The organism is Bacillus sp. DWP3-1 (assembly GCF_049896565.1).
Classification (GTDB): Bacteria; Bacillota; Bacilli; order Bacillales; family Bacillaceae; genus Bacillus.
The window spans coordinates 731,742-758,646 of sequence record NZ_JAFCUN010000001.1 but is presented as its reverse complement, the minus strand read 5'-3'; the positions used below and the strand labels follow the sequence as shown (position 1 = coordinate 758,646).

The following is a 26,905-nucleotide window of genomic DNA, read 5'->3' as shown; positions in this document are numbered from 1 at the left end:
TGAAGAGGTGTATCCGATGAATAGGCAGCAATTTATTAATATGCAGCAAATGGGTTCGACCAGTTTGCCTAATTTGCTGATTGCTCATTATGAGCAGTTAGGACTGAATGAATCACAAATGATGGTGATGCTCAAGATTAAAATGAATGAAGAACAAGGTGTTTTCTTTCAAACATTTGAAGAGCTGTCCCATGGCATGACCATTTCAGCTGAAGAGTGTGCGTATATGGTTCAGCATTTAATTCAAAAGGGATTTATTTCGATTCAGCCGTTTGAGGACGGGTCTGGTATTCAGCATGACCGCTACTCAGTTGAGCCTTTATGGGGCGTACTGTATGACTTTTTAGAAGCAAAACAAGCAAAGGAAGGTCAAAAACTTCATGTGCAGGCTGAAAAGTCTTTATATGCTCTATTTGAAGATGAATTTGGCAGACCGCTGTCTCCTCTTGAAGGAGAAACACTCTCGATCTGGATGGATCAAGACCATCATGATGCTGAAATGATTCGCCTAGCGTTAAGAGAAGCGGTTTTATCAGGAAAATTAAATTTCCGTTATATCGACCGAATTCTGTTTGAGTGGAAAAAGAAAGGGCTGAAAACAGCGGAAGAAGCAAAAGAGCATAGCCAGCATTTCCGTTCTCAGCAAAAAGCGCCACCTTCAAAAGAAGAGACGTCAACATATAAACGACAAGTTCCTTTTTATAATTGGCTGGAACAATAACCAATAAAGGAGAAGTCATGTTATCAAAAAAACAAATCAATGAATGTTTAGATATTATAGGAGATATGTTTCCAGAGGCTGAGTGTGAGCTTGTTCATTCCAATCCATTTGAACTTGTGATCGCTGTGGCACTCTCTGCGCAGTGTACAGACGTGCTTGTCAACAAAGTCACCAAAACGTTATTTCAAAAATATCAAACACCAGAAGACTATTTAAGTGTACCGCTTGAAGAATTGCAGCAAGATATTCGTTCGATTGGCCTTTATCGCAATAAAGCTAAAAACATTCAAAAGTTGAGTAAAATGCTGATTGAAGAATATGGCGGTGAAGTACCAAAGGATCGGGACGAGCTTGTGAAGCTTCCTGGGGTGGGCCGGAAAACAGCAAATGTCGTCGTATCTGTCGCTTTTGGAGTGCCGGCCATTGCTGTAGATACACACGTAGAACGAGTTAGTAAGCGTCTTGGGATTTGCCGGTGGAAGGATTCTGTTCTTGAAGTAGAGCAAACCTTAATGAAAAAGGTGCCAGAAGAAGATTGGTCTGTGACGCATCACCGCCTAATCTTTTTTGGCAGATATCACTGCAAGGCGCAGCGGCCGCAGTGCGAGTCCTGTCCGCTTCTTGATATGTGTAGAGAAGGGCAGAAGAGGCTGAAAAAAGGATTGGTGAAGCTGGCATGAGCGGGGCAGCTGTTTTTACCTCATATGTCGAAAAGCTAAAAGGGAAAAAGGTAGAGATGAAAGGCGATCGAGTAGACATACTTAGAGATAATCCACTCGCATATGATCTATCATCAGAACTTTTAACAGATGAGCTTCCATGGCAGAAAACAGAAGAATTTGTTCCTGTGATGTTCGAACTGTGGAATGAATTAAAAGAAAAAATGCTTCCTCGTTTTCAAACAAGAAAGTCCCGGTGTGAAGAAGATGATATGCTGCAAGGTATTGTCAGTATGATTGCGATGTTTTACTGGATCAAAGGGGAGAGACTTCAAACGCTTGAATGGGAACATATCAAGCAAGAGACTTTTCCTGTAGCTCCAATTAATTGGACAGAACGTTTAGAGTTCATTTTGCTAAAACCAACTCAATATCATTGCTTTATTCAACTGGACGAGCTATACACGGAACTAAAAAAGCAGTATGGAAAACATGAAGCACTTAAAAAGATCAGACAAAACCGTTAAAAAAAGCACTTGCCATATGGGCAAGTGCTTTTTCATTATTCATTTTCTTTTCGACTAGGAGAATTTGATTGCGAATTTGAGCTTTGAGAGTTTGTTTTCGCATCATCTTTCTTTTTATCTTTATTGTCAGTTTGTGAGTTCCCATTTGTACTGTCTGAGCCATCATCGGAAGAACCATTATTTCCATTTTCCGTATTTCCGCCTTGATCCTGATCCTTATCCTTATCTTGATCTTGATCTTTTTTATCATCTGGCTTTTGCTCGTCAGTGCCTGGGGGTTGATTTTTGTTATCGTCAGTCTGGTCTGTCTGCTCGTCGTCAGGCTGCTGCGGTTCTTCTTCTTCTTTATTCTCATCATCTGCTTTTTCTTCCTCATCTTCATCATCCTTGATGGTGAGGAAGGTAGAAGCTGCTTTACTTGTGACATCCTCTACAGTGGCTGTCACTTGGAATTTATAAGTAGAGCCAGGCTTCACATCAGAGATGACCGCTTCTTTAGAAGAACTGTTTTGAATCTCTTTATAGCCGCCATTATCAACTGCTTGTTTCACATTAAATGTAGCATCTGCGTCGTCATCATAGCCCCAAGTCAGTGTGATGGATTTTTTCTCTTCATCATACACCGCTTTTAAGTCAGAAGGCTTATCGGCTTCTTTTTTCTCATATGTGTCAGACACTTTTGTCGGAACCGTTCCTTTTACAAAGTATTCTGTTGTCTTCTTATCGCTCGGTGTATTTGGTCCGGCTAATTTCGCTGGATCCGATCCTTTTTCAACCGTAGCTTCAACGACACTGTCTGGTTTTTCAAATGAGCCGCTTCCATCATCAATTTGAGAAATTAATCGCTGGAAGACGAGTTTGGCAACACGCTGTTCATAATTTGTGAGCCATATTTTGCCGTCCGCATCTTTTGAGTTACCAATTCCAGTCCAAACGGCTGCTGTATATTGCGGCGTATAACCAACAAACCACGAATCTTTCGCACCGCCAGAAGGAATATTGTGTTTATTAATATCATCTTGTTCAAAGTTCGTTGTACCTGTTTTACCAGCTACTTGAACGTTTGGTACTTGTGCAAGTGTCCCAGTTCCAGATTGGACAGCAGTTTTTAGCATATCTGTGACCATAAATGCTGTGTAATCACTCATAGCCGCTTTGGAATCTGGCGTAAGGTCAAGCTTTGTACCGTCATTAAATTCAACAGACGTGACAGCATGCGGTTCGTTATAGTATCCGTTATTACCGAATGCACTAAATGCACCTGCCATTTTTAATGAAGACACACCATCTCCAAATCCACCAATTGAATAAGACTCTGGAATATCAGAAGGTAAGTCCATGCCTAAATTATTGGCAAATTGAGCTGCATTAGTTGAACCAGCTTCTTGGAATGCTTTGAGTGCAGGGATGTTACGTGATTGTGCCAAAGCACTTCTCATGGACATTTTCCCTAAATGTCTTCTGTCAAAGTTATTAATCGGTGTACCATCTGAGTACGTATATGGCGCATCATCAATTTGCTGATACGTAGACCATTTTTTGTTTTCAATGACAGGACCGTAATCTAAAATTGGTTTGATTGTTGAACCTGGCTGACGTTTTGCATCTGTCGCATAGTTAAAGCCGCCGGCTGGTACATCACGTCCACCGCCAATAGCTCGGATTTCGCCATTTTTCGTATCAAGCAGGGTGACACCCGCCTGCATACCTTTCGTAAAACCAACTGAATCCCCATTGATAATATCATCTAGGTGATCCTGTGCTTTTCGATCAAGTGATGTATAGATTTTTAGTCCATCGGTTGATACATCCACTTTGGCTTTTTTCTGTACTTCTTCCATGACTTCTTCAATATAAGCAGAGTACTTACTTGAGTTTTGGCTCTTATATTTATTAGCTGAAACGACTGTCTTGCTGACAGGGGTTGCTTTTGCAACGTCATAGTCTTTTTCTGAAATGTAGCCTTGTTTTTTCATGAGGCTTAAAACGATATTACGGCGTTTTTCCGCTGCTTCAGGATGTTTCACTGGGTTATAGGCAGAAGGACTTTGCGGCATACCTGCAAGTGTGGCAGCCTGTGCAACAGTTAGTTTATTTAAATCTGTAACGCCGAAAAATTGTTCTGCCGCTTTCCCAACACCATAAGCATAAGGCGAGAAGAAAATACGGTTTAAATACATTTCTAAAATTTCATCTTTAGAGTATTTTTGCTCAAGCTGAATCGAGAGCCATACTTCCTGTACTTTACGTTTTAACGTTTTTTGATTGTTAAGTAGAGAGTTTTTCACAACTTGCTGTGTAATCGTACTTCCACCTTCAGCTCCAAAGCCGTCCTCGACGTTTGCGACAAGGGCACCGCCGATACGGATTGGATCAATCCCGTGGTGTTTATAAAAACGTGCATCTTCAGTTGCAATAAATGCTTCTTTTACCACATCGGGTATATCTTTAATCGAGACATACGTTCTTTTTTCCGCACCAACTTCTGCAAACACTTTCTTGTCTTTGTCATAAAGCTTTGAAGAATACGGTGTTTTGAGCTTACTATCATCAATAGAAGGAGCGCTTGATGCAAAAACGGCAAAAGTTGTGATTCCGGCAACTACACAAAGAAGACCGATCACGAGTAAAGATAAAAATATTTTTTTAAATAGACCTGCTTTCTTTTTGCCTTTTTTGTTCTTTTGCTTCTTATTGTTTTCTTGACTTGCTTTACGTCGCTGTTCACGACTTGTAAATTGATCAGACATCACATCTCAACCTTTCGTGTTAAACCTTTTTCGAACGTCATTGCTACTCACTTTCATCCGAAAAATGAAGTGTCTCCACTACTTTAATATAATCAATTCTTGGCGAATATCCAAGTGTCATTAAGTGGCCAGCTTCCATTAATTCGTCTTTGCTAATGGATTTCCGGCCGTTTTGCTGCTGCCGCTCCCAGAAGAAAAAGAGATCTGAAGCGGACAAATAATAAACGGAGCCAAATGCGGATATAATAACGAAACAAATACCGCCTTGCTTTTCTACCTGTTTCATATGCTCAATTTGATGATCGTGAAAATTTTTGAGCGGAAACGAGGTGGTGCTTTTGGTTTCCTTTGCTTCAAAATCGATATAGCGCCCTTTGTACACTCCATTATAGTCTGTTGTGGATGATTGTTTAAAATAGGCTTCTTTGATAACAGCAGCGCTTCTTTTTGGATAATCCACATTCACAATCTGAACGGGGGTAGGCTTTTTATGAATGACTGCGATCCCGTTGACCAAATAGTACTGGTTGGTTTCATTTAAGTCAGCCTCAAGCGTCATCCCGCGGTTACTATAAGAGGATTCGCCGCTGATTCTTTTTTTTGTCCCAATTTGTTGAATGGGCTGATACGATTTTCCGTTTGGATACCGAATCATCAAGTTTCAGCCTCCTTTTAATGCATTTTGTATTGGAGAGATTACTATGTTGTCACAAGAAGAGCACATCATCACTCAGTATATATTGCGTGAAACGAAAGCAAAAAATAAAGACAACCTGACGAGGACAAATGCTTACAAACGCTTTTATGACCGCCATCCAGAGATGAAATGGTCGCTGCTTGCTTCCTTTGTCTCGAGAAATGCTGGATGGTCTATGACGGATCTTAAGGGTGAGCTCTTCCATCCAGGTTTAACAGATCAGCAGGGGCACCTTTTTTTCACAGCATATGAAAGAGCGAATTGGCTGATCTTTTCGGATGCTTACCCTCAGCTTCTTTTGTATGAATGGTCTAAGCGGTGCAGCAAACCCTTGTTCCATCTGCTTCCATATTTTTCTGTTTCTCGTTTTATGAGCACTGAGTGGGAACGTTTTTGGCTAAAGGGTGACACAGAGCGCCTGCTTTATGCACTCATCATAAATGAACAATATACTATACAATCTCCTATTATACAAAATCCTCTTCTGAAAAAGAATGTTTTTCACTCGATTCAATATCTGTTCAGCGAGTGGGGACATTTCCAAACCGTTGTTTTTCCAACGGTGGACGGGCATTTGTACGGGTTAACCATACGGAAGTTTTCCCGCGTAAAGGAGCGTATTACATTAGGAAAAAAACTAGCGAAACTATTATTTCGAGCCGATTTATTTTCGGATTTTTATCATTTTTTGCATACCGTTCCGCATACCGGATCACGGTTTGATTTTGAGCCGTTTTTAGGGATCGCTAGGAGGTCAACACCTTTTCTTCGAACAGTTTATCCGGTGATGACACATTCATTAGACGATCAAAGGGACGATTGGTTTCAAAAGAAATTGAGCCCATCCTTATTTGATGCAGAAACGTTACCAAAACAAATTGAGCTGACCGACTGGTATTTTCATAAAAAAAGACAGCTTCGTTTTCTTTTCTCATTAGAGCACTATTTTTTGCATAAATAAAAAGCAGGGGGTACCTGCTTTTTTTACGTGGATGGTCGATTAGGACCGCCGAGCTTTTTATCAAGCTGATCTGTACTGTTTTCTTTCCCTTTTGGCTTTTGCTCTTTTGGTGCTGGCTGCTTTTTCATGAAATCTACCTCCTTTGTCCTTAGAATTTACACAATCGGACGCAATCATACAAAGAAGGACAAGCATATGTCGAAAAGGAAGAAATAGCGCTCATCTACACTTAGATTGGCGATTTGCTTCTAGTTTTGTCATGTGTGAAGGAGGGTGTGAAAGAAAAGAGAATGTAACGAGAGACGATAAAGGAGGAATCTGATGATGAGCGAATTTGTATCAAAAGAATCCATTATGCAGTTATTAGAGGAAATCGAGCGGAAAATTGATGCGGTGGAAGAAGAACTGTCTCTTGCTGTGAACCAAACAAAACGTGCAGCCATAGAGGAGCAAGAACAAATGATAGACCGGCTTGAATCAGAAGTAAAGGACTGTGAAGTGAAGATTCACGCGGCTGAGTATAAACTGGCGGCAAGACCGGCATATCACGCCGGATAGCTTTTCTATTTGAGCAATAAGTAAACGTTTGATAGGATGGTTCATAGAGGTGAACATTTTGGATAATCAAACATTACTTGAACATACACAAGATCTGAGAATATGGATTGAAAAGGCGTATGAGCAGTACCAAAAGGGAAAGGCTGAAGAGGAATACCCCGTATATGATTTTCACACGGACATTCAGCCGGCCGTTGAGACATTTGATCAGAAAATGGAAGAGTGGCTCACTGCTGCGATCTCGTTTATTCATCTGGTCAAACCTAGATATTTACACCAAGAACAGCTTGAAGCCGTCAAAGAAAATGGAAAAGAGGTTGTCCTGCAATCTTATTTTGGCAAACAGCATGCACCCCGTGTGAAAAATTTAGTTGAGTCAGTGATTTACACACTGAACCTTTTAATAGAAGAAATCAACAAGCGCAGCTGAAGACATATGCTGCGTTTTTCTTATGGCTGCTTTAGGCACATCTTCTGTTCTTGATCATAATATATGAGTGACATCACTATGTGTTGAGAGCGAGAGGAGCGAGATATATGATCCCTTATTCAAACCAGCAGCCTTATGAATTCAATCCATTCAATCGAGGGCCTTTTCCGTATCCAGATATGCAGCAGCCTCCGCAGCCTCCAGAATATTTCATGCCGCCACATCAAGGTGGAATGAGCCAGGCACCATCTGCTGTCTATCAGCCGCCTTATGGATACCAAGAAAATGTGCCGCCTTTTCATCCGCCTGAAGCGATCAATCAACCCCAGATGCCGCCACCAGGCATGATGCCCATGCAGCAGCCTATGAACCCTTATCCTTTGCCAAGACCGCAAAAACAGCAATCATCTCAATTTAAAAGTGTGCTGTCACAATTCAAAAAAACGAATGGACAATACGACTTTAACAAAATGTTTGATACAGCTGGGCAAATGATGAGTACGATGAATCAAGTAGGTTCATTAGCGAAAGGATTTACAAGCATTTTTAAAGCATAGTTAAAACCCAATAGATGGACCTATTGGGTAGTTTGCTTTGGTGCCGTCACACGAAGCGTTTGATCTTTCCACACGCTCTTCATGTTCGTTTCATCTATTTTTGCCGGCATTAAAATGGTTTTGGTAAAGCTCGAATACGAGGAAGTTGTATCCGTTTTGATTGTTTCCTGCACGGATAAGTGTAAATATTGGGCTTTTACTTCTAGCGCGATATCCCCTTCGACAAAATGGTCGGGAAATTGGATCTCGATATACACAAACTGCTCATCCTCTGTCACATCGGTCGTAATCGATGCAAGTGAATGTGATGTGGTCATGAGCGCCTCCGCACTATTTATTATCTCGTGAAACGGGGAGGATGCGAAAAATTGTTCAATCGCTTCATTGAGAATATCTTCATTTGCCAGCAATTCATGTTTCTTTTCGCCTTCATGTTTCATTTGAATCACCTCTCATCTACAGCCTATGCAGAAAGGGCTCAGGCGGTTATCAATTGATGAGAGGAAAAAATTATGATTAAATAGTGTTGAATGAAGCAAGGTGTATGAGCGCAGCGTTTCATACGCGGAATAGAACTAGAAGCAAAGCTTGAAGGGAGCAATTGACATTGCTGAAAAAATTATTCGGTTTCGGAAAAAACCAAGATGATGTAAAGGAAGAAATCATTTATTCTCCAGCTGATGGAGAGTTAATGGATATGACGGATGTACCAGACCCTGTTTTTTCTCAAAAGATGATGGGAGACGGCGTAGCAGTAAAACCAAAAAGTGGCACGATTGTTTCACCAGTAGAGGGTGAAATCATCCAGCTCTTCCATACAAAACATGCAATTGGCATTCGAACACTCTCAGGGCTTGAGCTTCTGATTCATATCGGGCTTGAAACAGTGGGATTAAATGGTGAAGGATTTGAAGCGCACATAAAAGAAGGGGATAAAGTGAAGATCGGTGACCCTCTCATTACGTGTGATTTAGAACTGATTGAAGAGAAAGCGGCAAGTACAGTGACTCCGATTGTCATTATGAATGGTGACTTGATCGAGCATCTTGATAAAGAACCAAAGGGACCTGTGGAAAAACAGACTTCTAAGCTTTTTACCGTTAAACTAAAATAATCAGGACACAAAAAAAAACTACCCAATCGTATGAGGGTAGTTTTTTTGATGACATTAATCTTCCATCGGAACCCAGCCTTGACTCGCTTCCATGACAGACCACAATCCTTCTGGAATCAAATACTTATCTTTTTGGCTGCGTTTAATGACAGTTTCAATCTCGCTTTCTCTGCCTTCTTTAATCTTCTTTGCCCAATCTGGGTCGACGATCAGCTCTCGTGCGACAGCGATAAGCGGAATTCCTTGATTATAAGCACTTAGTGCATCTTCGGCTGTAATGACGCTGCCCACACCGATGAGCGGAAGGGTATCGCCGCAGCGTTCTTTTAGCAGCTCCATACGTGTCTTATGAGTATCTGCACCACGTCTTGCTTTAGAGTCAATCTCCATTAAAGAGATATGCAAATAATCGAGGTTTTTTGTTTTGAGAACATCCACTAAGGTAAACGTCTCTGTCATTGTTAAACCAGGTGTTTCTGGTTCTTCTGGGGATAATCGATATCCAAAGATAAACGGTTTTGTTGCATGCTTTTCGATTGCCTCTTTGACTGCATCCACAATAGCGATAGGGAAGGCTAGACGCTTTTCTTCATTTCCTCCCCACTGATCTGTCCGCTGATTGCTATGCGGAGAGTAAAATTGCTGTAATAGATAACCATTTGCACCGTGGATTTCCACGCCGTCAAACCCTGCTTGAACCGCTCGTCTTGCCGCTTCTTTAAAAGAGTCAATGATATGGACAATTTCCTCTTCTTTTAAAGCGCGTGCAATCTGCTTTCCATCTTTAAACACATCACTTGGCGCAACCACATCACCGTTTGGAACTAAGTGAGGGAGAGCCTGAGAGCCGCCGTGATGAATTTGAATGATGGCTTTTGTTCCCTTTGCCTGAATCGCAGAAGCAAGTTTTTTCAGGCCAGGTATATCTTCATCTCTTGCAATAGAAGGCTGTCCTTCAAATGCCTTACCATCTGGAGTCACGTTTGCACATGCTGTGATCACCATGCCCATATCACTTGATCTAGCTGTAATGAAATCAATTTCCTCTTTAGAAATGGTGCCATCCTCGTGAGAACCGAAGTGTGTCATTGGCGCAACGACTAACCGGCCATCAATAGACGCACCTCCTGGAAACGTAAATGGTTCAAATAAAGGCTTAAATTCGTTTTTCACTCTCATCATCTTCTTCCTTGATAAAATCATTTCACTATAGAAGTGTAATAGATACTGTTACAACACTTCAAAGTATTTGCTCATAGGCTGCGCATCAAAAAATTGCCGCCTAGTCATGCAAACAAATATTCGGTACACTATGTAAGAGAGGTGATGCGATATGAAAAAGAAAACAATGAACGAACTCATAGAAGAATTAAAGAAAGACGAACAGGTAGAACATTGGCATGAAATTGATGCGAAGCCTGTACAGACCTCTCCGGTTCCTGAAAGAGTGAACGACAGGCTGAAAAAGGCGCTTGAGAAACGAGGCGTGAGCGAACTCTACATTCATCAAAAGGAAGCCTTTGAACGTGTGATGGATGGAGATCATGTGGTAACTGTCACACCAACAGCTTCAGGTAAAACGCTTTGCTACAATTTGCCTGTCCTACAGTCGATCGCAGAAGATCAGACAAGCCGCTCCCTTTATTTATTCCCAACAAAAGCGCTCGCACAAGATCAAAAAAGTGAACTTAACGAGATCATCCACGAGATGGATGTTCCGATTCATAGTGAAACATATGACGGAGACACCTCTCCGGCCATTCGGCAGCGAGTCAGACAAGCAGGACATATTGTCATCACAAACCCGGATATGCTGCATTCAGCCATTTTGCCTCATCATACGAAATGGGTCAGCTTGTTTGAGAATTTGAAGTATATTGTCATTGATGAGCTTCATACATATCGAGGTGTATTTGGCAGTCATGTGGCCAATGTGATTCGCAGGTTAAAACGAATTTGTGCATTTTATGGAAGTGAACCGGTTTTTATTTGTACTTCCGCAACGATTGCGAATCCAAAAGAGCTAGCGCAGCAGCTAACGGGGAGCAAGGTGCATCTGATTGAACGAAACGGGGCACCTAGCGGTAAAAAGAATTTTGTGTTTTACAACCCGCCAGTTGTGAATAAACCATTAAATATTAGACAAAGTGCCGCCACTGTTGTCAATCAATTGGCAAAAACTTTTTTGAAAGAAAAAATCCAAACGATTGTTTTTGCTAGAAGCAGAGTAAGAGTTGAAGTGATTTTAAGCCATATTCAAGAGCTAGTGAAAAAAGAGATCGGTCCAAAATCGATTCGTGGATATCGCGGAGGCTATTTACCAAAAGAGCGGCGAGTGATTGAAAAAGGATTGAGAGAAGGAGACATTCTAGGTGTCGTCAGCACAAACGCACTAGAATTAGGAGTGGATATAGGTCAGCTAAAGGTCTGTATCATGACAGGGTATCCTGGCAGTGTAGCGAGTACATGGCAGCAGGCAGGACGAGCTGGAAGGCGTCATGAGGAAGCACTCATAATTATGGTGGCAAGCTCCTCACCTCTTGATCAATATATTGTCAGACACCCTGAATATTTCTTTAACAGGCCGCCTGAAGCTGCCAGAATCAACCCTGAAAACCTCATTATCTTAGTGGATCATCTAAAATGTGCATCCTACGAGCTTCCGTTTCGGGAGGATGAACAGTTTGGCGGCATGGAGGTAGAAGAGATTTTGCAATACTTACATGAGGAAGGTGTTCTTCATTTTAGCGGGAACCGGTATTATTGGTCAGATCAATCGTTCCCAGCGCATGGCATCAGCCTCCGGTCTGCAAGCCAGGAAAATGTGGTGATTGTGGATCAATCAGATGTGGCGAATGTTCGGATTATTGGAGAGATGGATCGATTCAGTGCGATGACGCTGCTTCATGATGAAGCCATTTATTTACACGAAGGGGTTCAGTATCAAGTGGAAAAGCTAGATTACGAGCATCTGAAGGCTTATGTGAAACAAGTAGATGTAGAATATTATACGGATGCGAATTTAGCTGTTCAACTTAAGGTGCTTGAAATCGATCAGACGACAGAGAAGGAAGCCGTATCTGTTCACTACGGTGATGTGACTGTCAACGCAATGCCGACGATTTTTAAAAAAATCCGGCTAAGTACCGGTGAAAATATCGGCTCTGGACCGATTCACTTGCCGGAAGAAGAAATTCATACGAGTGCTGCTTGGTTTGAATTACATGAAGCAGAGCGGAGATTTGAAGAGAAAACACTTGAACAGCTGCTGCTTGGCATCGCAAATGTTCTTCAGCACATTGTACCTGCTTTTGTGATGTGTGACCGTTCTGATATTCATGTTGTTTCACAAATTAAAGCGGCACATACCGGAAAACCGACGGTCTTTTTATATGACCACTACCCTGGCGGAATCGGCTTAAGCAAGGAAGTACAAGCTCGTTTCGATGAAATAGCAGGCGCAGCCATTCAGCTGATTGAGCGGTGCCGCTGTGAAAATGGCTGTCCATCCTGCATTGGCATGGAAATGAAAGAGGTGAGCGGAAAAAGCAGCATCGTTGAATTGATGTCCGTATTTTAAGGGAAAGGAGGGGGACACCTGCTCATGTCTTTAAAAGGGAAATTAAACAGAATGAAGAAGCACCTATCGCACAATCAGACACATGAAAACCGGCAGAAAACTTTAGAAGGACAACCACAGCCTGTGACTTCAGAAAATATCCCATTTTTAAAAGAATGGGAAACATTAGGTGTATCTCCTTATCACTTTGAGGGTTCCTTTTGTCTGATTCGGGAAGTCACCTATTCATTAGAAGATCAGCATGGGCGCTATTCGTTTGCGGAACTGCCGAAGATCATCGAGGCATGGAACGAAAGCGGCATCCAGCATTCGCTATCGGCTAAAGGGTACGAGCCGCACGAGCTGTTTTTCTTTGATACAGAAACAACAGGATTATCTGGCGGTACGGGAAATATGATTTTCTTGCTTGGACATGCACGTGTCTTTTCCGACAAAGTGGTGGTGAAACAGCACCTGCTCACCAATCCAGGAAATGAAGCGGCTCTGTACAAAAGCTTTCTCGATGAAGTAAACGTAGAATCATTGGTTACATATAATGGTAAATCGTTCGACTGGCCGCAAGTGAAAACGAGACATACGCTCTTACGAGATCAAATCCCTGCACTTCCTGAATTCGGACATTTTGATCTTCTGCACGGATCTAGACGATTGTGGAAGCATAAATATGAACGAATGGCGCTATCCGTTGTGGAAAAAGAAGAGCTGCACGTGCATCGTGAAAACGACACGCCGGGGTTTTTGGCACCGATGATTTATTTTCATTTTTTAAAGGAACAAAATCCGAAGCTGATTGAAGGGATCTTGACTCATAATGAACTAGACGTCTTATCGTTAATCAGCCTCTACATTCATCTATCCAAAAAAATACTATCTGAGGATGCGGTAAAGGAACACAATGAGAAGTATGCGCTCGCCAGGTGGCATCTTGCTCATCGTGATGTACAGGAAGCAACGAAGCATTTGCAAAAATTAACGGATGCTGATTTTGAGCATGCGAATCAGGCGTCTTATGATCTTTCCTTACAATATAAACGACAAAACGAGTGGGATGAAGCGGTTCAAATATGGGAAAAATTATTTAAATCAAGCGATGTCCATTTAGCATTAAAAGCGGGTATAGAGCTTGCGAAGTGTAAAGAGCATCGTCAAAAAAATGCAAGGTCAGCTCTATCCATCACTGAATCGTTATTATCTTTCTCATCGTTAAGTCAGCGAGACACGGAAGAACTTGAGAAGCGAAAAAAACGGCTCTTGAGAAAAGCTGGGCAATGAACATTATTGCCCGGGAAAGCGCAAAACATGACAACGTTCGGCTCTCGGCCGAAAATAAAAATTGTTTAGCACTTTTATTGTAGAAAAGTCACGAATCCTGTAAAATAACGTTAGATATTGAATGAGGAGCGTAGAGCATGTATAAGGGTCTTTTCTACTTGTTTTTTCTTGTTGTCATTTTGGTCGCTTTTGTGTTTTCAAACTATAAGGATGTTTTTCTTGCAAACTTTTAAAATAGGTTAATGCATTAGTACATGTACACCTCTTAATTCATACATTGTTAATGTAAGAAAATTAAGGAGAGGGGAATGCTACATGTACCATCATCATCATCATTGCCAGCCGAATGTTACACAGCCAATTGTTCATCCGACGAATCATTGCTGTACACACAGCGATTCAACAACAATTGTGCCGCATATCCATCCGCAGCATGTGACAAATGTTCACCATCAAAATTTCAAACATGTTCACTACTTCCCGCATACGTTTTCTCAGGTGGACCCGGCAACACATCAACACTTTAACTGCGGTGGACCTTGCTGTAACAGATAAAGTGAAATGGGACTTTTAGAAGTCCCTTTTTTTAAAAGCAGGTGAAAAAATGAAAATTATTGCTGTCACAGGGTACAAGCCATTTGAGCTTGGGATATTCAAACAAGACGAGCCTGCACTTCAATACATAAAAGCGGAGCTTCAAAAAAGGCTGACAGCCCTGATTGAAGAAGGCCTGGAATGGGTTCTCATATCAGGCCAGCTTGGGGCAGAAATCTGGACTGCCGAAGTGGTATTTGAGCTTCAAGAGGAGTATCCAGCGTTAAAACTGGCCGTCATTACACCATTTTATGAACAGGAAGAGCGCTGGAATGAACAAAACAAAGAGTTGTATGAAGGGATTCTTGCACAGGCCGATTTTGTAGAAAGTGTCACGCATAGACCGTATGAAAGTCCGGCACAATTTAAACAAAAGAACCGTTTTTTTATTGAAAAAACAGATGGCCTTCTCGCCCTTTATGATCCTGAGCATGATGGCTCGCCAAAGTACATGATCAAAGAAGCGGAAACCTATACCGATTACCCCATTATGTACATCACAATGGATGATTTGAGAGCGCAAGTTGAGGCAGAAGATCCGTTTTTTGACTAAAAGCAAGAGAAAATTTGACAACGTCACGTATTTCTGAAAAAATATACTATGAATTCACGATATGAGGTGAAAAAGATGCTTGCTGATAAAGTAAAGCTTTCTGCGAAAGAAATTTTAGAAAAAGAATTTAAAACAGGTGTCAGAGGATACAAACAAGAAGAAGTCGATAAATTTTTAGATATGGTCATTAAAGACTATGAGACATTCAACCAAGAAATCGAAAAGCTTCAACAAGAAAACCTCCATTTGTCTAAACAGCTTGAAGAAGCCGTTGAGCAAGGAAAAAGACAGCCTGCACAGTCTAATACAACAAACTTTGATATTTTAAAAAGACTATCTAACCTTGAGAAACACGTTTTCGGCAGCAAACTTTATGATTGAGCCTTGCTGAAAAAAGCTTGTGCCTGATGTCATTGTCGTTTATAATAACGATTATTGATTAACGTTCGGGTAATCGCTGCAATGCTTTTAGACATTGCAGAGGAAAGTCCATGCTCGCACGGTGCTGAGATGCCCGTAGTGTTCGTGCCTGGCGAAAAAATAAGCCAGGGCAGCCTGGGAAAGGCTGACGGCAGGAAAAATGCCTACGTCCTTTTAGGATATGGCAAAGTATCCTTGAAAGTGCCACAGTGACGAAGTCTCACTAGAAATGGTGAGAGTGGAACGCGGTAAACCCCTCGAGCGAGAAACCCAAACTTGGTAGGGGAACTTTCTCAAAGGAACCAAACGGAGAGAAGGACAGAGTATTCTGTAGATAGATGATTACCACCTGAGTACGAGGCATTTGCCGTTTGCAGTACGATGGAACAAAACATGGCTTACAGAACGTTATATCCGTTATTATAAACATGATGAAAACAAAGCTCTCCTATTCAACATATGGAGAGCTTTTATCTTGAATACATAAAAGGACGAGAAAACAGGTGATAAAACAATGAAAACCTATACACTCATCGCAACAGCTCCAATGGGAATTGAAGCGATTGTTGCAAAAGAAGTAAGAGACCTTGGCTATGACTGCACAGTAGACAATGGAAAAGTGATTTTCGAGGGGGATGCTCTTGCGATTTGCCGTGCGAACCTTTGGCTGCGTACAGCAGACCGGATTAAGGTACAAGTAGCTGAATTTTCGGCAAAAACATTCGATGAGCTGTTTGAACGGACGAAGGCGATTGACTGGTCCGCTTTTTTACCGAAAAACAGCACGTTCCCTGTCATCGGTAAATCTGTGAAATCACAGCTTGCCAGTGTGCCGGATTGTCAGCGTATCGTCAAAAAGGCGATCGCGCAAAAGCTCATTTCCTCTTACAACATACAGTCTGAATGGCTTGAAGAAACAGGACCTGAGTATAAAATTGAGGTTGCCCTTTTAAAAGATAAAGCTGTGCTCACGCTTGATACATCTGGTGTGGGTCTTCATAAACGAGGGTACCGCATGGATCAAGGCGGAGCACCTATTAAAGAAACCCTTGCGGCTGCACTCGTGCTATTAACAAACTGGACACCTGACCGTCCGTTTGTTGACCCTTTCTGCGGGTCAGGAACAATCGCTATTGAAGCGGCCATGATAGGACAAAACATTGCCCCAGGATTTAACCGGGAATTTGCGTCCGAGTCATGGGAATGGATTGGTGAAGACGTTTGGAACAAAGCGCGTCACGAAGTGGAAGAAAAAGCAAACTATGATCAGCCGCTCCACATTATTGCAAGTGATATCGACCATCGGATGGTAGACATTGCACAAATGAATGCTGAAGAAGCTGGTCTAAGTGAATTGATTCAATTTAAACAAATGCAAGTGAAAGACTTTCAAACGAAAGAAGAGTATGGTGTGATTGTCGGAAATCCGCCTTACGGAGAACGACTCAGTGATAAACCAGCTGTTGAAAAAATGTATCAAGGAATGGGCGAAGCATTTAAGAGCCTAGATACTTGGTCCATTTACATCTTAACGTCACACGAAAAGTTCGAAGAGTGCTTCGGCAGAAAAGCAACGAAAAAGAGAAAACTGTTTAATGGTTTTATTAAAACAGACTATTACCAATATTGGGGAAAACGCCCGCCTAGAAAACAGACAACTGAATCATAAAAAAATGGTCACACCTACAGAAGGTGTGGCTTTTTTTATCGCAGAAAGGTATAAACCTTCACGGGACGGAATAAACTGAACTTGATTTTAAAAAAAGAGGTGTCTCCATGATACAATATGATCAATTTCAGTTAATCCAAAAAGCACTTGCTTCGACTGCTCAAAAAATTGAAGGGCAAGAAGGTGGACAATCTGCTCAGTTGACAGCAGCCATCGAAGATTTAGCGCTTGCTCAGGCTTACATAGAGCGTTCAGAGCATGCATTTTTAATGAAAGAAACCTATCAACATCGTTTGCGGTCGTAAAAAAGATTGTCATTCCCCAGCATAAATGTTACTATTGAATGTCTGAATGATTCAAAAGTTGGGGGTTGAAGCAGGTGACAGCATCTCGTTTGCCTTTTTCATTATCAAAAGAACATAATTTTTACGAAGAACTGGGCAACTGGATTGGTGATGTGTTCTATGACATTTTGCCAGAAAAGGGCTTTGATCTTCGAGATGAACAAATATTTATGGCTTTTCAACTAGAAAGAGCCTTTAAAGAAAAAAGTGTGATGTTTGCCGAAGCTGGGGTAGGCACAGGCAAAACCATCGTCTATCTATTATTTGCGGTCACATATGCAAGGTATACAGGGAAACCTGCGATTATTGCATGTGCAGACGAAACGTTAATTGAACAGCTGGTGAAACAAGAGGGTGATATCTATAAAATTGCCAATCACCTTGATATTCAAATAGATGCGAGATTAAGTAAATCGCATGACCAATATTTATGCTTAAAGAAACTAGAGAAAACCATGCAGCGTGAAGATGATGAGAAGTGGCTCGATATTTATGAATCGCTTCCTTCATTTGTTCATGAATCACATGGCATGCAAAACTTTTATCCGTATGGTGATCGAAAAGAGTATCCAGAACTATCAAATGATGAATGGTCACGCATTGGCTATGACTCGTTTCAAGACTGCTTGACGTGCGATATGCGTCATCGCTGCGGTCTGAATTTATCAAGAGATCATTACCGGAAAGCAACCGATCTCATCATCTGTTCTCATGATTTTTACATGGAGCATGTGTGGACGAAGGAATCCCGCAAACGCGAGGGCCAGCTTCCGCTGCTTCCAGAACATAGCTCCGTCGTATTTGATGAAGGGCACCTTCTTGAATTTGCCGCACAAAAAGCACTGACGTACCGAGTGAAGCAATCAATGCTCGAAACATTTTTAGAGCGCCTGTTGCAAAACGATATACGTGAAGAGTTTGCCGAGCTCGTTGAAGATGCACTTGCCACAAACGATGAGTTCTTCTATCTCTTAAAAACACATGCCAAAGAAATCAAGGGCTCGCATCGACTTGAAATTGGACGTGTGGATGAAGTGAAGCGGTCTGCAAGTGAATTGTGTGATTTGCTTGAAAAAATCGGAGAAGCACTCGTGTTTGAATCAGAGATGTATACAATCGATCAATACGAATTGTCTGTTGTGGAAGAGTACATTGAACAAATGGCGTATTCTCTGTCGCTATATCAAAAAAATGCGATTAGCTGGCTTGAAAAGCAGGAGTTAGATACGACATTTGTTGTGATGCCAAAGACAGTCGCAGAGGTGCTTGGTGAAAAAGTATTCTCGCAAAAAAGACCATACATTTTCTCTTCTGCTACATTGTCTGAAAATCAATCCTTTGATTATTTAGCTGAAAGTCTTGGGATCAAAGATTATTTATCAATGAGTGTCGCTTCTCCGTATGATTACGATGAGCAAATGAAGATTTATTTCCACGGGATTCAGCAGCTTCAAGAGCAAGAGGCAAAAGGACAGCAAGTGATCACTCAGCTGAAAGAAAACGGAGGACGATCTCTGATTTTGTTCCCTTCATTTGATGAACTTCATTTCTTTAGAAAGCAGCTTGAGGCATCGGATGAATCACTGCCTTTCCACGTGTATTTTGAGGGAGACGAGGAAATCAGCACGATTGTTCAAAAGTTCCAAGCAGATGAGACATCCGTGTTATGCTCTGTTCACCTTTGGGAAGGGCTGGATATTCCAGGACAATCACTAACAAATGTGATCATCTGGGGACTTCCTTACCCGCCTCATGATCCGGTATTTGAGGCAAAACGGAATGAAGCAAAGGATGCTCGTGCTGAAGTTGACCTTCCGTATATGCTGCTGCGCTTGCGACAAGGTATTGGAAGGCTGATTCGGACAAGCCAAGATGCAGGAACCATTCATATTTATTTTGACCGTAAGGAAGATACAGAGCTTCAAAGTAAAATTGAATCCGTTCTGCCAGTCAAGCCAATCATCTAAATAACGCCCGAACGAGGAAAAGAGGAGGATACCATCTGAGTATCCTCCTTTTTCATTGACAAAAGAACATTCCTTGAAGTAGCCTTGAAACGTACATACATATTTTATTGATTGGGGGAACAAACGTATGAGTCTTGAAGCAAAAGAGAAAGCGTTTTATCAATTACTAGGAAAAATCGCCCATTATACGGAGGCGCTCCATTTACTTTATTGGGACTCTAGAACACAGGCGCCTAAAAAAAGCGCCGATTTCAGAGCTGAAACCATCGGTCAATTATCAAGTGATATTTTTAATATGAAGACTTCTGATGAAATGAGAGATCTTCTTCACGCATTAAACAAACATCGAGATGAGCTGTCAAAAGATACACAAAAGGCGCTCGAATTATCACAAAAAGAGTATGATGAAAACAGCAAAATTCCGAAAGAAGAATTTAAAGAATACTCGATTTTGCAATCAAAAGCAGAGCATGTCTGGGTAGAAGCAAGGGAGAAATCAGACTTTTCACTCTTTGCACCATACTTAAAACAGCTCATTGATTTTAACAAGCGCTTTATTCAATATTGGGGCGTGAAACAAACGCCATACGATGTGCTGCTCAATAACTATGAGCCAGATATGACAGTTGAACAGCTCGATCAAAAGTTTGGTGCACTTCGTGATGCCATTGTTCCTCTCGTGAAAAAAATCGAAGCCTCTCCTCATAAGCCGGATACTTCATTTTTATCGAAAAGTTTTCCGATCGACAAACAAAAGGAACTGAGTCTCTTCTTCTTAAAAGAATTGGGGTATGACTTTGACGCAGGACGTCTGGATACAACGGTTCATCCGTTTGCTGTGACATTGAGCAGAGGGGACGTTCGTGTGACGACCCGTTATGATGAGCATGATTTTCGGATGGCGATCTTTGGCACGATTCATGAGTGTGGTCATGCCATCTACGAGCAAAACATTGATGAGGCACTGAGCGGAACGCTATTATGTGATGGCACATCAATGGGGATCCATGAATCACAGTCTCTTTTCTTTGAGAATTTTATCGGCAGACATGAAGATTTCTGGAAAACGTATTATCATAAGCTGCAAGAAGCGTCTCCTGAGCAATTTAAAGATGTCTCTTTAGAAGACTTTGTGCATGCAGTGAATGAATCGAAGCCGACTTACATTCGAATTGAGGCAGATGAACTGACGTATCCGCTTCACATTATCATCCGCTATGAAATTGAAAAAGCGATTTTTAATGAAGAAGTAGCAGTTGAAGACCTGCCTGCACTGTGGAATGAAAAATATAAAGCGTATCTTGGCATTACGCCTCCTAATGATGCACTCGGCATTTTGCAGGATGTTCACTGGTCTGATGGAAGCTTTGGATATTTCCCTTCATATGCGCTTGGTTATATGTATGCGGCGCAACTAAAGCACCAAATGATCAAAGATTTACCGAATTTTGATGAGCTGATTCAAAACGGGTCTTTTGCACCGATAAAAGAATGGCTCACAGAACATGTTCACCAGCATGGAAAACGCAAAAAACCATCTGAAATCATTCAAGATGCGACTGGTGAGGAATTAAATGTGCAATATTTAATCGATTATTTAACAGATAAATATACGAAATTGTATTTATCTTAAATAAAAGGCACCCTTTGCTCAGAAGGGTGCTTTTTTGATGCTTGAATATTCTAAAAACGAACGTTTTGATCTGATCTATTATTTAAGTTCGGTATTTTTCTGGAAAAGTGCTTTCCAAGCGTCTGAAATCTTGTTATAATTTGAACACTATAACACTCATATAATCGCGTGATGATGGCACGCAAGTTTCTACCGGACACCGATACAGTCCGACTATGAGTGAGCAAAATGAAACAGCTCTTGTTTGAGCTGAAGATCCGTGGATCGTTTTCGCATTGCTTGCTCCTCATGGACAGCAATGCTTTTTTTATGCAAAAAATGAAAATGTTTGCCAATATGCTGGGAGGAAGAATGATGGAATTGTTACGTCAAAAAATTGAGAACGAAGGAATCGTTCTGTCAAATCAAGTGTTAAAGGTAGATGCCTTTTTAAATCATCAAATTGATCCTGTGTTAATGCATGAGATCGGGCAAGAGTTTGCTAGATTATTCAAGCATGATGGTATTACAAAAATTGTCACAATCGAATCTTCTGGCATTGCACCTGCTGTGATGGCTGGACTAGCTCTTCAAGTACCAGTTGTCTTTGCTCGAAAACGTCAATCACTAACACTAACAGATAACCTATTAACAGCGAGTGTGTACTCTTTTACGAAAAAAGTAGAAAGCACGATCGCTGTTTCAAATACGCATCTCAGTGAAAAAGATTGTGTATTAATCATTGATGACTTTTTAGCGAACGGTGAAGCCGCTAAAGGGCTTGCCGCAATCGCAAAGCAGGCGAAGGCGAAAGTAGCCGGATTTGGCATTGTCATTGAAAAGTCATTTCAGCCCGGAAGGAATGCGCTTGTTCAAATGGGCTACCGCGTCGAGTCCCTTGCACGTATTGAATCACTTGAGGAAGGGAAAGTCACGTTTGTACGGGAGGTACAATCATGAGTGCCGCTAAAAAAGCCAAAACGCTCTCGCTAGGGATTCAGCATGTGCTGGCGATGTATGCAGGTGCCGTTCTTGTGCCGCTCATTGTGGGAGATGCGCTCGGCCTCACCCCTGCACAGCTGACTTACTTAATCTCGGCAGATATTTTCATGTGCGGGGCTGCCACGCTCCTTCAAGTTTGGAAAAACCGTTTCTTTGGTATCGGTCTGCCTGTTGTATTAGGCTGTACATTTACTGCGGTTTCTCCTATGATTGCGATTGGCTCTAAATATGGAATTTCGTCTATCTATGGAAGTATTATCGCTTCTGGATGTATCATCATTCTTCTTTCCTTTTTCTTTGGGAAGCTTGTGAAATTTTTCCCGCCTGTTGTGACAGGGTCTGTCGTCACCATTATTGGCATTACCCTTATTCCGGTAGCGATGAACAATATGGCAGGTGGAGAAGGAAGTGCAGATTATGGTTCTTTTGAAAATCTAGGCCTCGCTTTCCTTGTGCTGTTTATCATTGTGCTGCTCTATCGATTCACAAAAGGTTTTATGAAGGCGATCGCTATTTTAATCGGTATTCTCCTTGGGACAGCAGTCGCTGCATTTATGGGGAAAGTGGAAACAGCTGAGGTGGCGAACGCTCAAGTTTTCCGCATGATTGAACCATTTTATTTCGGCATGCCTACCTTTGAATTTGCACCCATCATGACCATGACGTTAGTAGCCATTGTGTCATTAGTCGAATCAACAGGTGTTTATTTCGCATTAGGTGATTTAACAAACCGGTCATTAAAAGAGAAGGATTTAGCGAAAGGCTATCGCGCAGAGGGGATTGCTGTTTTATTAGGCGGTATCTTCAATGCCTTTCCTTACACAGCCTACTCGCAAAACGTGGGGTTGATCCAGTTGACAGGAGTCAAGAAAAATCAAGTCATCGTTGTGACAGGAGCATTGCTCATGTTATTTGGACTTTTTCCTAAAATTGCTGCATTTACGACGATTATTCCAAAGTCAGTTCTTGGCGGCGCAATGGTCGCCATGTTTGGGATGGTCATTGCCTACGGTATTAAAATGCTCTCGCGCGTAGATTTTGCCAAACAGGAAAACCTACTAATTGTTGCTTGCTCAGTTGGGATCGGCTTAGGTGTCACCGTCGTGCCGCAAATGTTTGAGCATTTGCCAGAATCAATGAAATTATTAACAAGTAACGGAATCGTGGCCGGTAGCATTACCGCTATTTTGCTTCATATTATTTATCACATGATTCCATTTAAAAAAGAAACAGGGCAGGATCTGATAGAAGAACCTAAGCAATCTGTTATGTAAACACCTCTCTTGGAGAGGTGTTCAGATTGTTGACAAAGGGCTAAAATGATCTCTATTTTAGCTATTTGTCTTCTTTTCAGCTTGATAGAAAACCTTTGAAGTCCTAGGAAGGAGCGGAGCGTGTGAGGGTTTGTCTACACGTTGAAAACCCGCATCTTTTGGATACGGGCTTGTTGTGATTAGCGCTATTAATGTTGTACCGGCAGCATTGTTTCGTTAATGACTGCAAATGTATAGCCCCTTGCTTTTAGCTGTGTAATCAGGCTATCTAAATAGTTTGTGGTAGAGGGTTGATCATGCATTAAAATAACTTTTGGTTCCCATGGTTTATTTTTCTCAAACATTTGCAGTTGATTCAATACCTCTGGAACATATTGTGAGTTTTTATATCTCCAGTCAAGGCTATCAATCGTCCAATCCCAGTAAATAAAGCCATTTTGGTTTAAACGTACTTTTTGATGATATGTTAAATTTGGAACACTGCCATAGGGTGTTCTCACAAGACGGGTGTAAACGCCTGTAACAGAAGCAAGAATGCGCTGAGCTTCTCTCATTTCATTTGCGGGAGACTCACTGTTCTGATAAAAGCGGTTTATATCATGCGTCATGCCATGAAGCCCTAATTGATGTCCTTCTTGATAAAGTCTTTTCACAGCTGCTTGGTGTGCTTGGATTTGTGGTCCAAGCATGAAGAATGTCGCCTTCACGTGATGTGCTTTTAATACATTTAACAGCTGATTTGATGTAGCAGAAGGACCATCATCAAATGTTAAAAAGACCGTTTTATTCGTTGTCTGTTGGTTTGGATTGGTCTTAAAATGTGTATCCAATGTTCTTGTAGAATGATCTTTTGCTTTCAGACTGATGCTTGTGTCTCGGAAGTCACTGTTGGCAACAATTTTTGCTTGCCCATGTGTCGCCTGCAAATGGGGTTTAGACATATCCCAGATAAAAAAGAGAAACAGTGTAAGAAGCACTAAACCAATTATCTTCGAGAGAAGTATCGTGTTGTAGGGTGTCTGTTTTTTGGACACATTTTTCATTACAATCACTCCAGTCAATTAAATTTTGTGCCGAATCATGTAGTAGATTCTATCTTTTTTCACTGTTTTTCATGGTGTTCATATTGATTAAGTATACAGGAAAAAAACACCTTTTTATATATAATAATCAAATAAATTAGCATTTTATGGTTATTGATTTGTATTGATCAGAAAAAAAGGTGATCCATTCATGTTTAAATGAAATAATTCTGAATAATGATCGAAACGTTGATATTTATACGCTAAGATAGCATCAGATTTAACCATTAATGCGAAGCGAAGGGAGATTCCGTATGAAAGTGTTGTATAAAGACGATTTCATTGAAAAAAAGGATGCTCATGTGGATATTGGAGATAGAGGCTATCAATCGCGAAAAACATGGAGAAAAGCTCTTACCCCTACAAAATAAAGAAGAAACAAAAGAGATCAAAGTCAGTACAACTGAATCAGAGATTGGCTACTATGTAAAAGGTGAACGTGAAAAGTCATTTGCTTCTTCCTTTCATACAGCTTGTGATTCAAAAGGATTTATTTTTGGATCACTGGTCACAGGTGGCAATGTTCATGATACTCGTATGTTAGATTCACTCGTAAAACAGGTGACAGAGAAAATCGGAAAACTAAATGTAGACACGGTAGATGCTGAATGTCCAGCGTAACCCTTTATAATTATGTGAAAACCCCACTTTTACTTGAATTAAAGGTGGGGTTTGTCTACGGTCTGCACTTCTCTTTTAGAGGTGTTTTTTTTGCATAAAAAAAGCAGGTTCGCTTGGCTTGGAACGAACCTGTGAAGGAGGAAAACTACATCATGTTTTCAACTATATTATCCAATATTTATCAATTGTCGTCAAGACAAAAAGTTAGACGGAGGAAAATGTTTTGACTGAATTGTGACGATTTGGCATGTATATCCTTTTTTCGATAGGGGATATTAACCGAAAAAAGAGGTGAAGCCGATGGCGTACATTCTTTCAATTGGAACGAGTCACCCGAAGCATCACGTGGATCAGAAAACAGCTGCTGAATTTGCTAGGTCTCAATTTAAACGATCGTTTAAAGATATTGATCGGCTGCTGAGAGCTTTTCAAAATGGAGAAATTCAGAGCAGGCAATTTGTACAGCCCATTGAATGGTATCAGACGCACCACTCTTTTGAAGAGAAAAACAATATCTATTTGGAGAAAGCACTGGCTCATGCAAAAGAAGCAATCTTACATTGTCTTCAAGAGAAGGCGTTTCTGAAAAAGCCGATCCCGGTTGAAGAGATCGATGCACTGTTTTTTATTTCAAGTACCGGCTTATCGACCCCAAGTCTTGATGCAAAGCTGATGAACGTACTTCCTTTTTCTCCTTATACGAAACGAGTACCGATCTGGGGGCTAGGGTGCGGGGGTGGTGCGGTAGGGCTGTCTCGGGCTTATGAATACATAAGGGCATATCCAGAAGCAAAGGTGCTCGTCGTTGCCTGTGAGCTGTGCAGTTTAACCTTTCAGCCGCAAGATCAATCAAAAAGCAATTTAATCGGCACCTCCTTATTTGGAGACGGGACGGCTGCGGCTCTTTTAGCTGGAGAAACGGCTGCACTAGAATATGCCCATTTAAAAACAGTCCCTAAAGTACTAAGCACACAATCCGTCACGATGAAGGATTCTGAGGATGTGATGGGCTGGGAATTTACAAGTGACGGCTTTCGGGTTATTTTCTCCCGTGACATACCGTCTATTATTTCAGGCTGGTTAAAAGAGCAGGTGGATCAATTTTTAGAGGAGCTTGGATGTTCAACTAAAGACTTATCCGTTTTTCTTGCCCATCCTGGAGGAAAAAAAGTGATTGATGCCTATGTTGAAAGTCTATCTTTACGAGAGGATCAGCTATTTTCTTCAAAAGAAGTACTCAAACAACACGGAAATATGTCCTCTGCCACAGTTTTGTATGTCATCAAGCATTTCCTTGAACATCAATCAACTGAAGCGGGGGATATTGGCCTTTGCGGGGCGCTTGGTCCAGGCTTTTCCTCAGAACTGCTGCTTATGAAATGGGAGGATGTCTTGTCATGATCATTTGGCTTGTTATCGGTTTCTTCGTTTGTCAGCGGCTCATTGAAATGATTGTGGCCAAAAGAAATGAAAGAAAAGTAAAAGCGATGGGTGCCATTGAATTTGGTGCTAGTCATTATCCCTATATGGTCGCTATGCATACGGCCTTTTTTCTCTCACTCATAGTTGAGATAGGGCTTTTACATAAGGGGTCGTCCCGGTATTTTCTTGTGCTGCTCCTTTTCCTGATGGCTACACAGGTCATTCGATACTGGGCATTATGCTCCCTTGGGACGTACTGGAATACAAAGATTTTAGTCGTGCCAAACGCAATGATTGTAAAAAAAGGGCCGTATCGCTGGTTGAAACACCCTAACTATGTAGTTGTGGCGATTGAGCTTTTGCTGATCCCGCTATTGTTTGAGGCGTATGTCACTGCCATTTTGTTTACGTGTTTAAATGCATGGATGATGGCTGTAAGAATTCAAACAGAGGAGAAAGCGTTAAATCAGTATTTGCTAAATTAATATTGAAAATCATTATCAATTGTGCTACACTTTC

General features: G+C 41.3%; 27 protein-coding genes, 1 other RNA gene, 1 pseudogene and 1 riboswitch. Of the genes and pseudogenes, 23 read left to right on the top strand and 6 right to left on the bottom strand.

The genetic code is table 11. The annotated features are described in order from the left end of the window. Positions 1-16 precede the first annotated feature (16 nt). The 3 genes from ACP7A0_RS03835 to ACP7A0_RS03825 are packed head-to-tail and all read left to right on the top strand — an operon-like array spanning position 17 to position 1,907. On the top strand, positions 17-721 hold the full coding sequence (locus tag ACP7A0_RS03835; RefSeq protein ID WP_034661036.1) for a DnaD domain-containing protein: 705 nt from the start codon (positions 17-19) through the stop codon (positions 719-721). Between the two features lie 17 nt (positions 722-738). Further along, complete coding sequence (gene nth, locus ACP7A0_RS03830; RefSeq protein WP_034661035.1) at positions 739-1,401, top strand: endonuclease III; 663 nt, start codon at positions 739-741, stop codon at positions 1,399-1,401. Beyond that, entirely contained in the window at positions 1,398-1,907 is a 510-nt protein-coding gene (locus tag ACP7A0_RS03825; protein ID WP_034661033.1) for a YpoC family protein, read from the top strand. Before nth ends, ACP7A0_RS03825 begins: the two co-directional genes overlap by 4 nt. A 35-nt stretch (positions 1,908-1,942) precedes the next feature. On the opposite strand, the gene ACP7A0_RS03820 is transcribed toward ACP7A0_RS03825, so the two are convergent. Both ACP7A0_RS03820 and recU read right to left on the bottom strand, forming a co-directional pair. After that, positions 1,943-4,657 carry a PBP1A family penicillin-binding protein gene (locus ACP7A0_RS03820; protein ID WP_375565785.1) on the bottom strand — a complete coding sequence of 905 codons (2,715 nt, stop codon included), beginning with the start codon at positions 4,655-4,657 and terminating at the stop codon, positions 1,943-1,945. Between the two features lie 43 nt (positions 4,658-4,700). After that, positions 4,701-5,312, bottom strand: coding sequence for a Holliday junction resolvase RecU (gene recU, locus ACP7A0_RS03815; RefSeq protein ID WP_060596723.1), 612 nt, complete (start codon positions 5,310-5,312; stop codon positions 4,701-4,703). A 46-nt stretch (positions 5,313-5,358) separates the two neighbouring features. Here recU and ACP7A0_RS03810 point away from each other — a divergent pair, with 46 nt between their 5' ends. After that, complete coding sequence (locus tag ACP7A0_RS03810; protein WP_060596722.1) at positions 5,359-6,315, top strand: DUF2515 domain-containing protein; 957 nt, start codon at positions 5,359-5,361, stop codon at positions 6,313-6,315. 23 nt (positions 6,316-6,338) lie between these two features. Here the strand turns inward: ACP7A0_RS03810 and sspM are convergent, their stop codons facing one another. Next, positions 6,339-6,443, bottom strand: a complete 105-nt coding sequence (gene sspM, locus ACP7A0_RS03805) for an acid-soluble spore protein SspM (RefSeq protein ID WP_012010346.1) — start codon at positions 6,441-6,443, stop codon at positions 6,339-6,341. A 196-nt stretch (positions 6,444-6,639) separates the two neighbouring features. Between sspM and ACP7A0_RS03800 the strand changes: the two genes are divergently transcribed. From ACP7A0_RS03800 to ACP7A0_RS03790, 3 genes are all read left to right on the top strand, one after another. Next, positions 6,640-6,873 (top strand): DUF5446 family protein, encoded by a 234-nt coding sequence (locus ACP7A0_RS03800; RefSeq protein WP_223250487.1) that lies wholly within the window; start codon positions 6,640-6,642, stop codon positions 6,871-6,873. A gap of 58 nt (positions 6,874-6,931) precedes the next feature. Beyond that, positions 6,932-7,303 carry a YppE family protein gene (locus tag ACP7A0_RS03795; RefSeq protein ID WP_426004308.1) on the top strand — a complete coding sequence of 124 codons (372 nt, stop codon included), beginning with the start codon at positions 6,932-6,934 and terminating at the stop codon, positions 7,301-7,303. Positions 7,304-7,410: 107 nt separating this feature from the next. Further along, positions 7,411-7,860, top strand: coding sequence for a YppG family protein (locus ACP7A0_RS03790; RefSeq protein ID WP_106036819.1), 450 nt, complete (start codon positions 7,411-7,413; stop codon positions 7,858-7,860). Between the two features lie 20 nt (positions 7,861-7,880). On the opposite strand, the gene ACP7A0_RS03785 is transcribed toward ACP7A0_RS03790, so the two are convergent. Beyond that, entirely contained in the window at positions 7,881-8,300 is a 420-nt protein-coding gene (locus ACP7A0_RS03785; protein WP_060596719.1) for an Hsp20/alpha crystallin family protein, read from the bottom strand. Positions 8,301-8,467: 167 nt separating this feature from the next. On the opposite strand from ACP7A0_RS03785, the gene ACP7A0_RS03780 reads away from it, so the two are divergent. Further along, positions 8,468-8,974 carry a PTS sugar transporter subunit IIA gene (locus ACP7A0_RS03780; RefSeq protein ID WP_060596718.1) on the top strand — a complete coding sequence of 169 codons (507 nt, stop codon included), beginning with the start codon at positions 8,468-8,470 and terminating at the stop codon, positions 8,972-8,974. Between the two features lie 54 nt (positions 8,975-9,028). Here ACP7A0_RS03780 and ACP7A0_RS03775 read toward each other — a convergent pair whose 3' ends face one another. Further along, entirely contained in the window at positions 9,029-10,147 is a 1,119-nt protein-coding gene (locus ACP7A0_RS03775; protein WP_223250492.1) for an NADH-dependent flavin oxidoreductase, read from the bottom strand. Positions 10,148-10,307: 160 nt separating this feature from the next. Here ACP7A0_RS03775 and ACP7A0_RS03770 point away from each other — a divergent pair, with 160 nt between their 5' ends. From ACP7A0_RS03770 to pbuX, 12 genes are all read left to right on the top strand, one after another. Next, entirely contained in the window at positions 10,308-12,554 is a 2,247-nt protein-coding gene (locus tag ACP7A0_RS03770) for a DEAD/DEAH box helicase (RefSeq protein WP_426004305.1), read from the top strand. A 24-nt stretch (positions 12,555-12,578) separates the two neighbouring features. Then, on the top strand, positions 12,579-13,826 hold the full coding sequence (locus tag ACP7A0_RS03765; protein WP_106036818.1) for a ribonuclease H-like domain-containing protein: 1,248 nt from the start codon (positions 12,579-12,581) through the stop codon (positions 13,824-13,826). A gap of 315 nt (positions 13,827-14,141) precedes the next feature. Next, positions 14,142-14,381 (top strand): spore coat protein CotD, encoded by a 240-nt coding sequence (gene cotD, locus ACP7A0_RS03760; protein ID WP_034661015.1) that lies wholly within the window; start codon positions 14,142-14,144, stop codon positions 14,379-14,381. Positions 14,382-14,430: 49 nt separating this feature from the next. After that, positions 14,431-14,973, top strand: a complete 543-nt coding sequence (locus ACP7A0_RS03755; RefSeq protein ID WP_060596714.1) for a DUF1273 domain-containing protein — start codon at positions 14,431-14,433, stop codon at positions 14,971-14,973. A gap of 75 nt (positions 14,974-15,048) precedes the next feature. Next, on the top strand, positions 15,049-15,354 hold the full coding sequence (gene gpsB, locus ACP7A0_RS03750; RefSeq protein ID WP_012010336.1) for a cell division regulator GpsB: 306 nt from the start codon (positions 15,049-15,051) through the stop codon (positions 15,352-15,354). Positions 15,355-15,415: 61 nt separating this feature from the next. Beyond that, an RNA gene (rnpB, locus tag ACP7A0_RS03745) (RNase P RNA component class B) lies at positions 15,416-15,799 on the top strand. Positions 15,800-15,907: 108 nt separating this feature from the next. After that, the gene (locus ACP7A0_RS03740) at positions 15,908-17,062 is read left to right on the top strand and encodes a THUMP domain-containing class I SAM-dependent RNA methyltransferase (protein WP_060596713.1); all 1,155 of its coding nucleotides are present in this window, start codon (positions 15,908-15,910) and stop codon (positions 17,060-17,062) included. A gap of 107 nt (positions 17,063-17,169) precedes the next feature. Continuing rightward, positions 17,170-17,367 (top strand): hypothetical protein, encoded by a 198-nt coding sequence (locus tag ACP7A0_RS03735; RefSeq protein ID WP_034661010.1) that lies wholly within the window; start codon positions 17,170-17,172, stop codon positions 17,365-17,367. A gap of 74 nt (positions 17,368-17,441) precedes the next feature. Next, a complete protein-coding gene (locus ACP7A0_RS03730; RefSeq protein WP_034661009.1) occupies positions 17,442-19,373 on the top strand; it encodes an ATP-dependent DNA helicase in 1,932 nt (643 codons plus the stop codon). 127 nt (positions 19,374-19,500) lie between these two features. Next, complete coding sequence (locus ACP7A0_RS03725; protein WP_034661008.1) at positions 19,501-21,006, top strand: carboxypeptidase M32; 1,506 nt, start codon at positions 19,501-19,503, stop codon at positions 21,004-21,006. A gap of 136 nt (positions 21,007-21,142) precedes the next feature. Further along, positions 21,143-21,242, top strand: a riboswitch (purine riboswitch). 118 nt (positions 21,243-21,360) lie between these two features. Next, entirely contained in the window at positions 21,361-21,945 is a 585-nt protein-coding gene (gene xpt, locus ACP7A0_RS03720) for a xanthine phosphoribosyltransferase (RefSeq protein WP_034661972.1), read from the top strand. Then, positions 21,942-23,261: a xanthine permease PbuX gene (pbuX, locus tag ACP7A0_RS03715; protein WP_106039197.1), complete on the top strand. Its 1,320-nt coding sequence runs from the start codon at positions 21,942-21,944 to the stop codon at positions 23,259-23,261. The genes xpt and pbuX overlap by 4 nt, the downstream gene beginning before the upstream one ends. Positions 23,262-23,449: 188 nt before the next feature. Here the strand turns inward: pbuX and ACP7A0_RS03710 are convergent, their stop codons facing one another. Then, entirely contained in the window at positions 23,450-24,304 is an 855-nt protein-coding gene (locus tag ACP7A0_RS03710; RefSeq protein ID WP_106039196.1) for a polysaccharide deacetylase family protein, read from the bottom strand. Between the two features lie 363 nt (positions 24,305-24,667). Here ACP7A0_RS03710 and ACP7A0_RS03705 point away from each other — a divergent pair. The 3 genes and pseudogenes from ACP7A0_RS03705 to ACP7A0_RS03695 all read left to right on the top strand — a co-directional run. Continuing rightward, positions 24,668-24,949, top strand: a pseudogene (locus ACP7A0_RS03705) (IS5/IS1182 family transposase); the annotation flags it as partial. A 315-nt stretch (positions 24,950-25,264) separates the two neighbouring features. Beyond that, positions 25,265-26,365, top strand: a complete 1,101-nt coding sequence (locus ACP7A0_RS03700; RefSeq protein WP_127687024.1) for a type III polyketide synthase — start codon at positions 25,265-25,267, stop codon at positions 26,363-26,365. Then, entirely contained in the window at positions 26,362-26,871 is a 510-nt protein-coding gene (locus ACP7A0_RS03695) for an isoprenylcysteine carboxyl methyltransferase family protein (RefSeq protein WP_127687022.1), read from the top strand. The genes ACP7A0_RS03700 and ACP7A0_RS03695 overlap by 4 nt, the downstream gene beginning before the upstream one ends. Positions 26,872-26,905 lie beyond the last annotated feature (34 nt).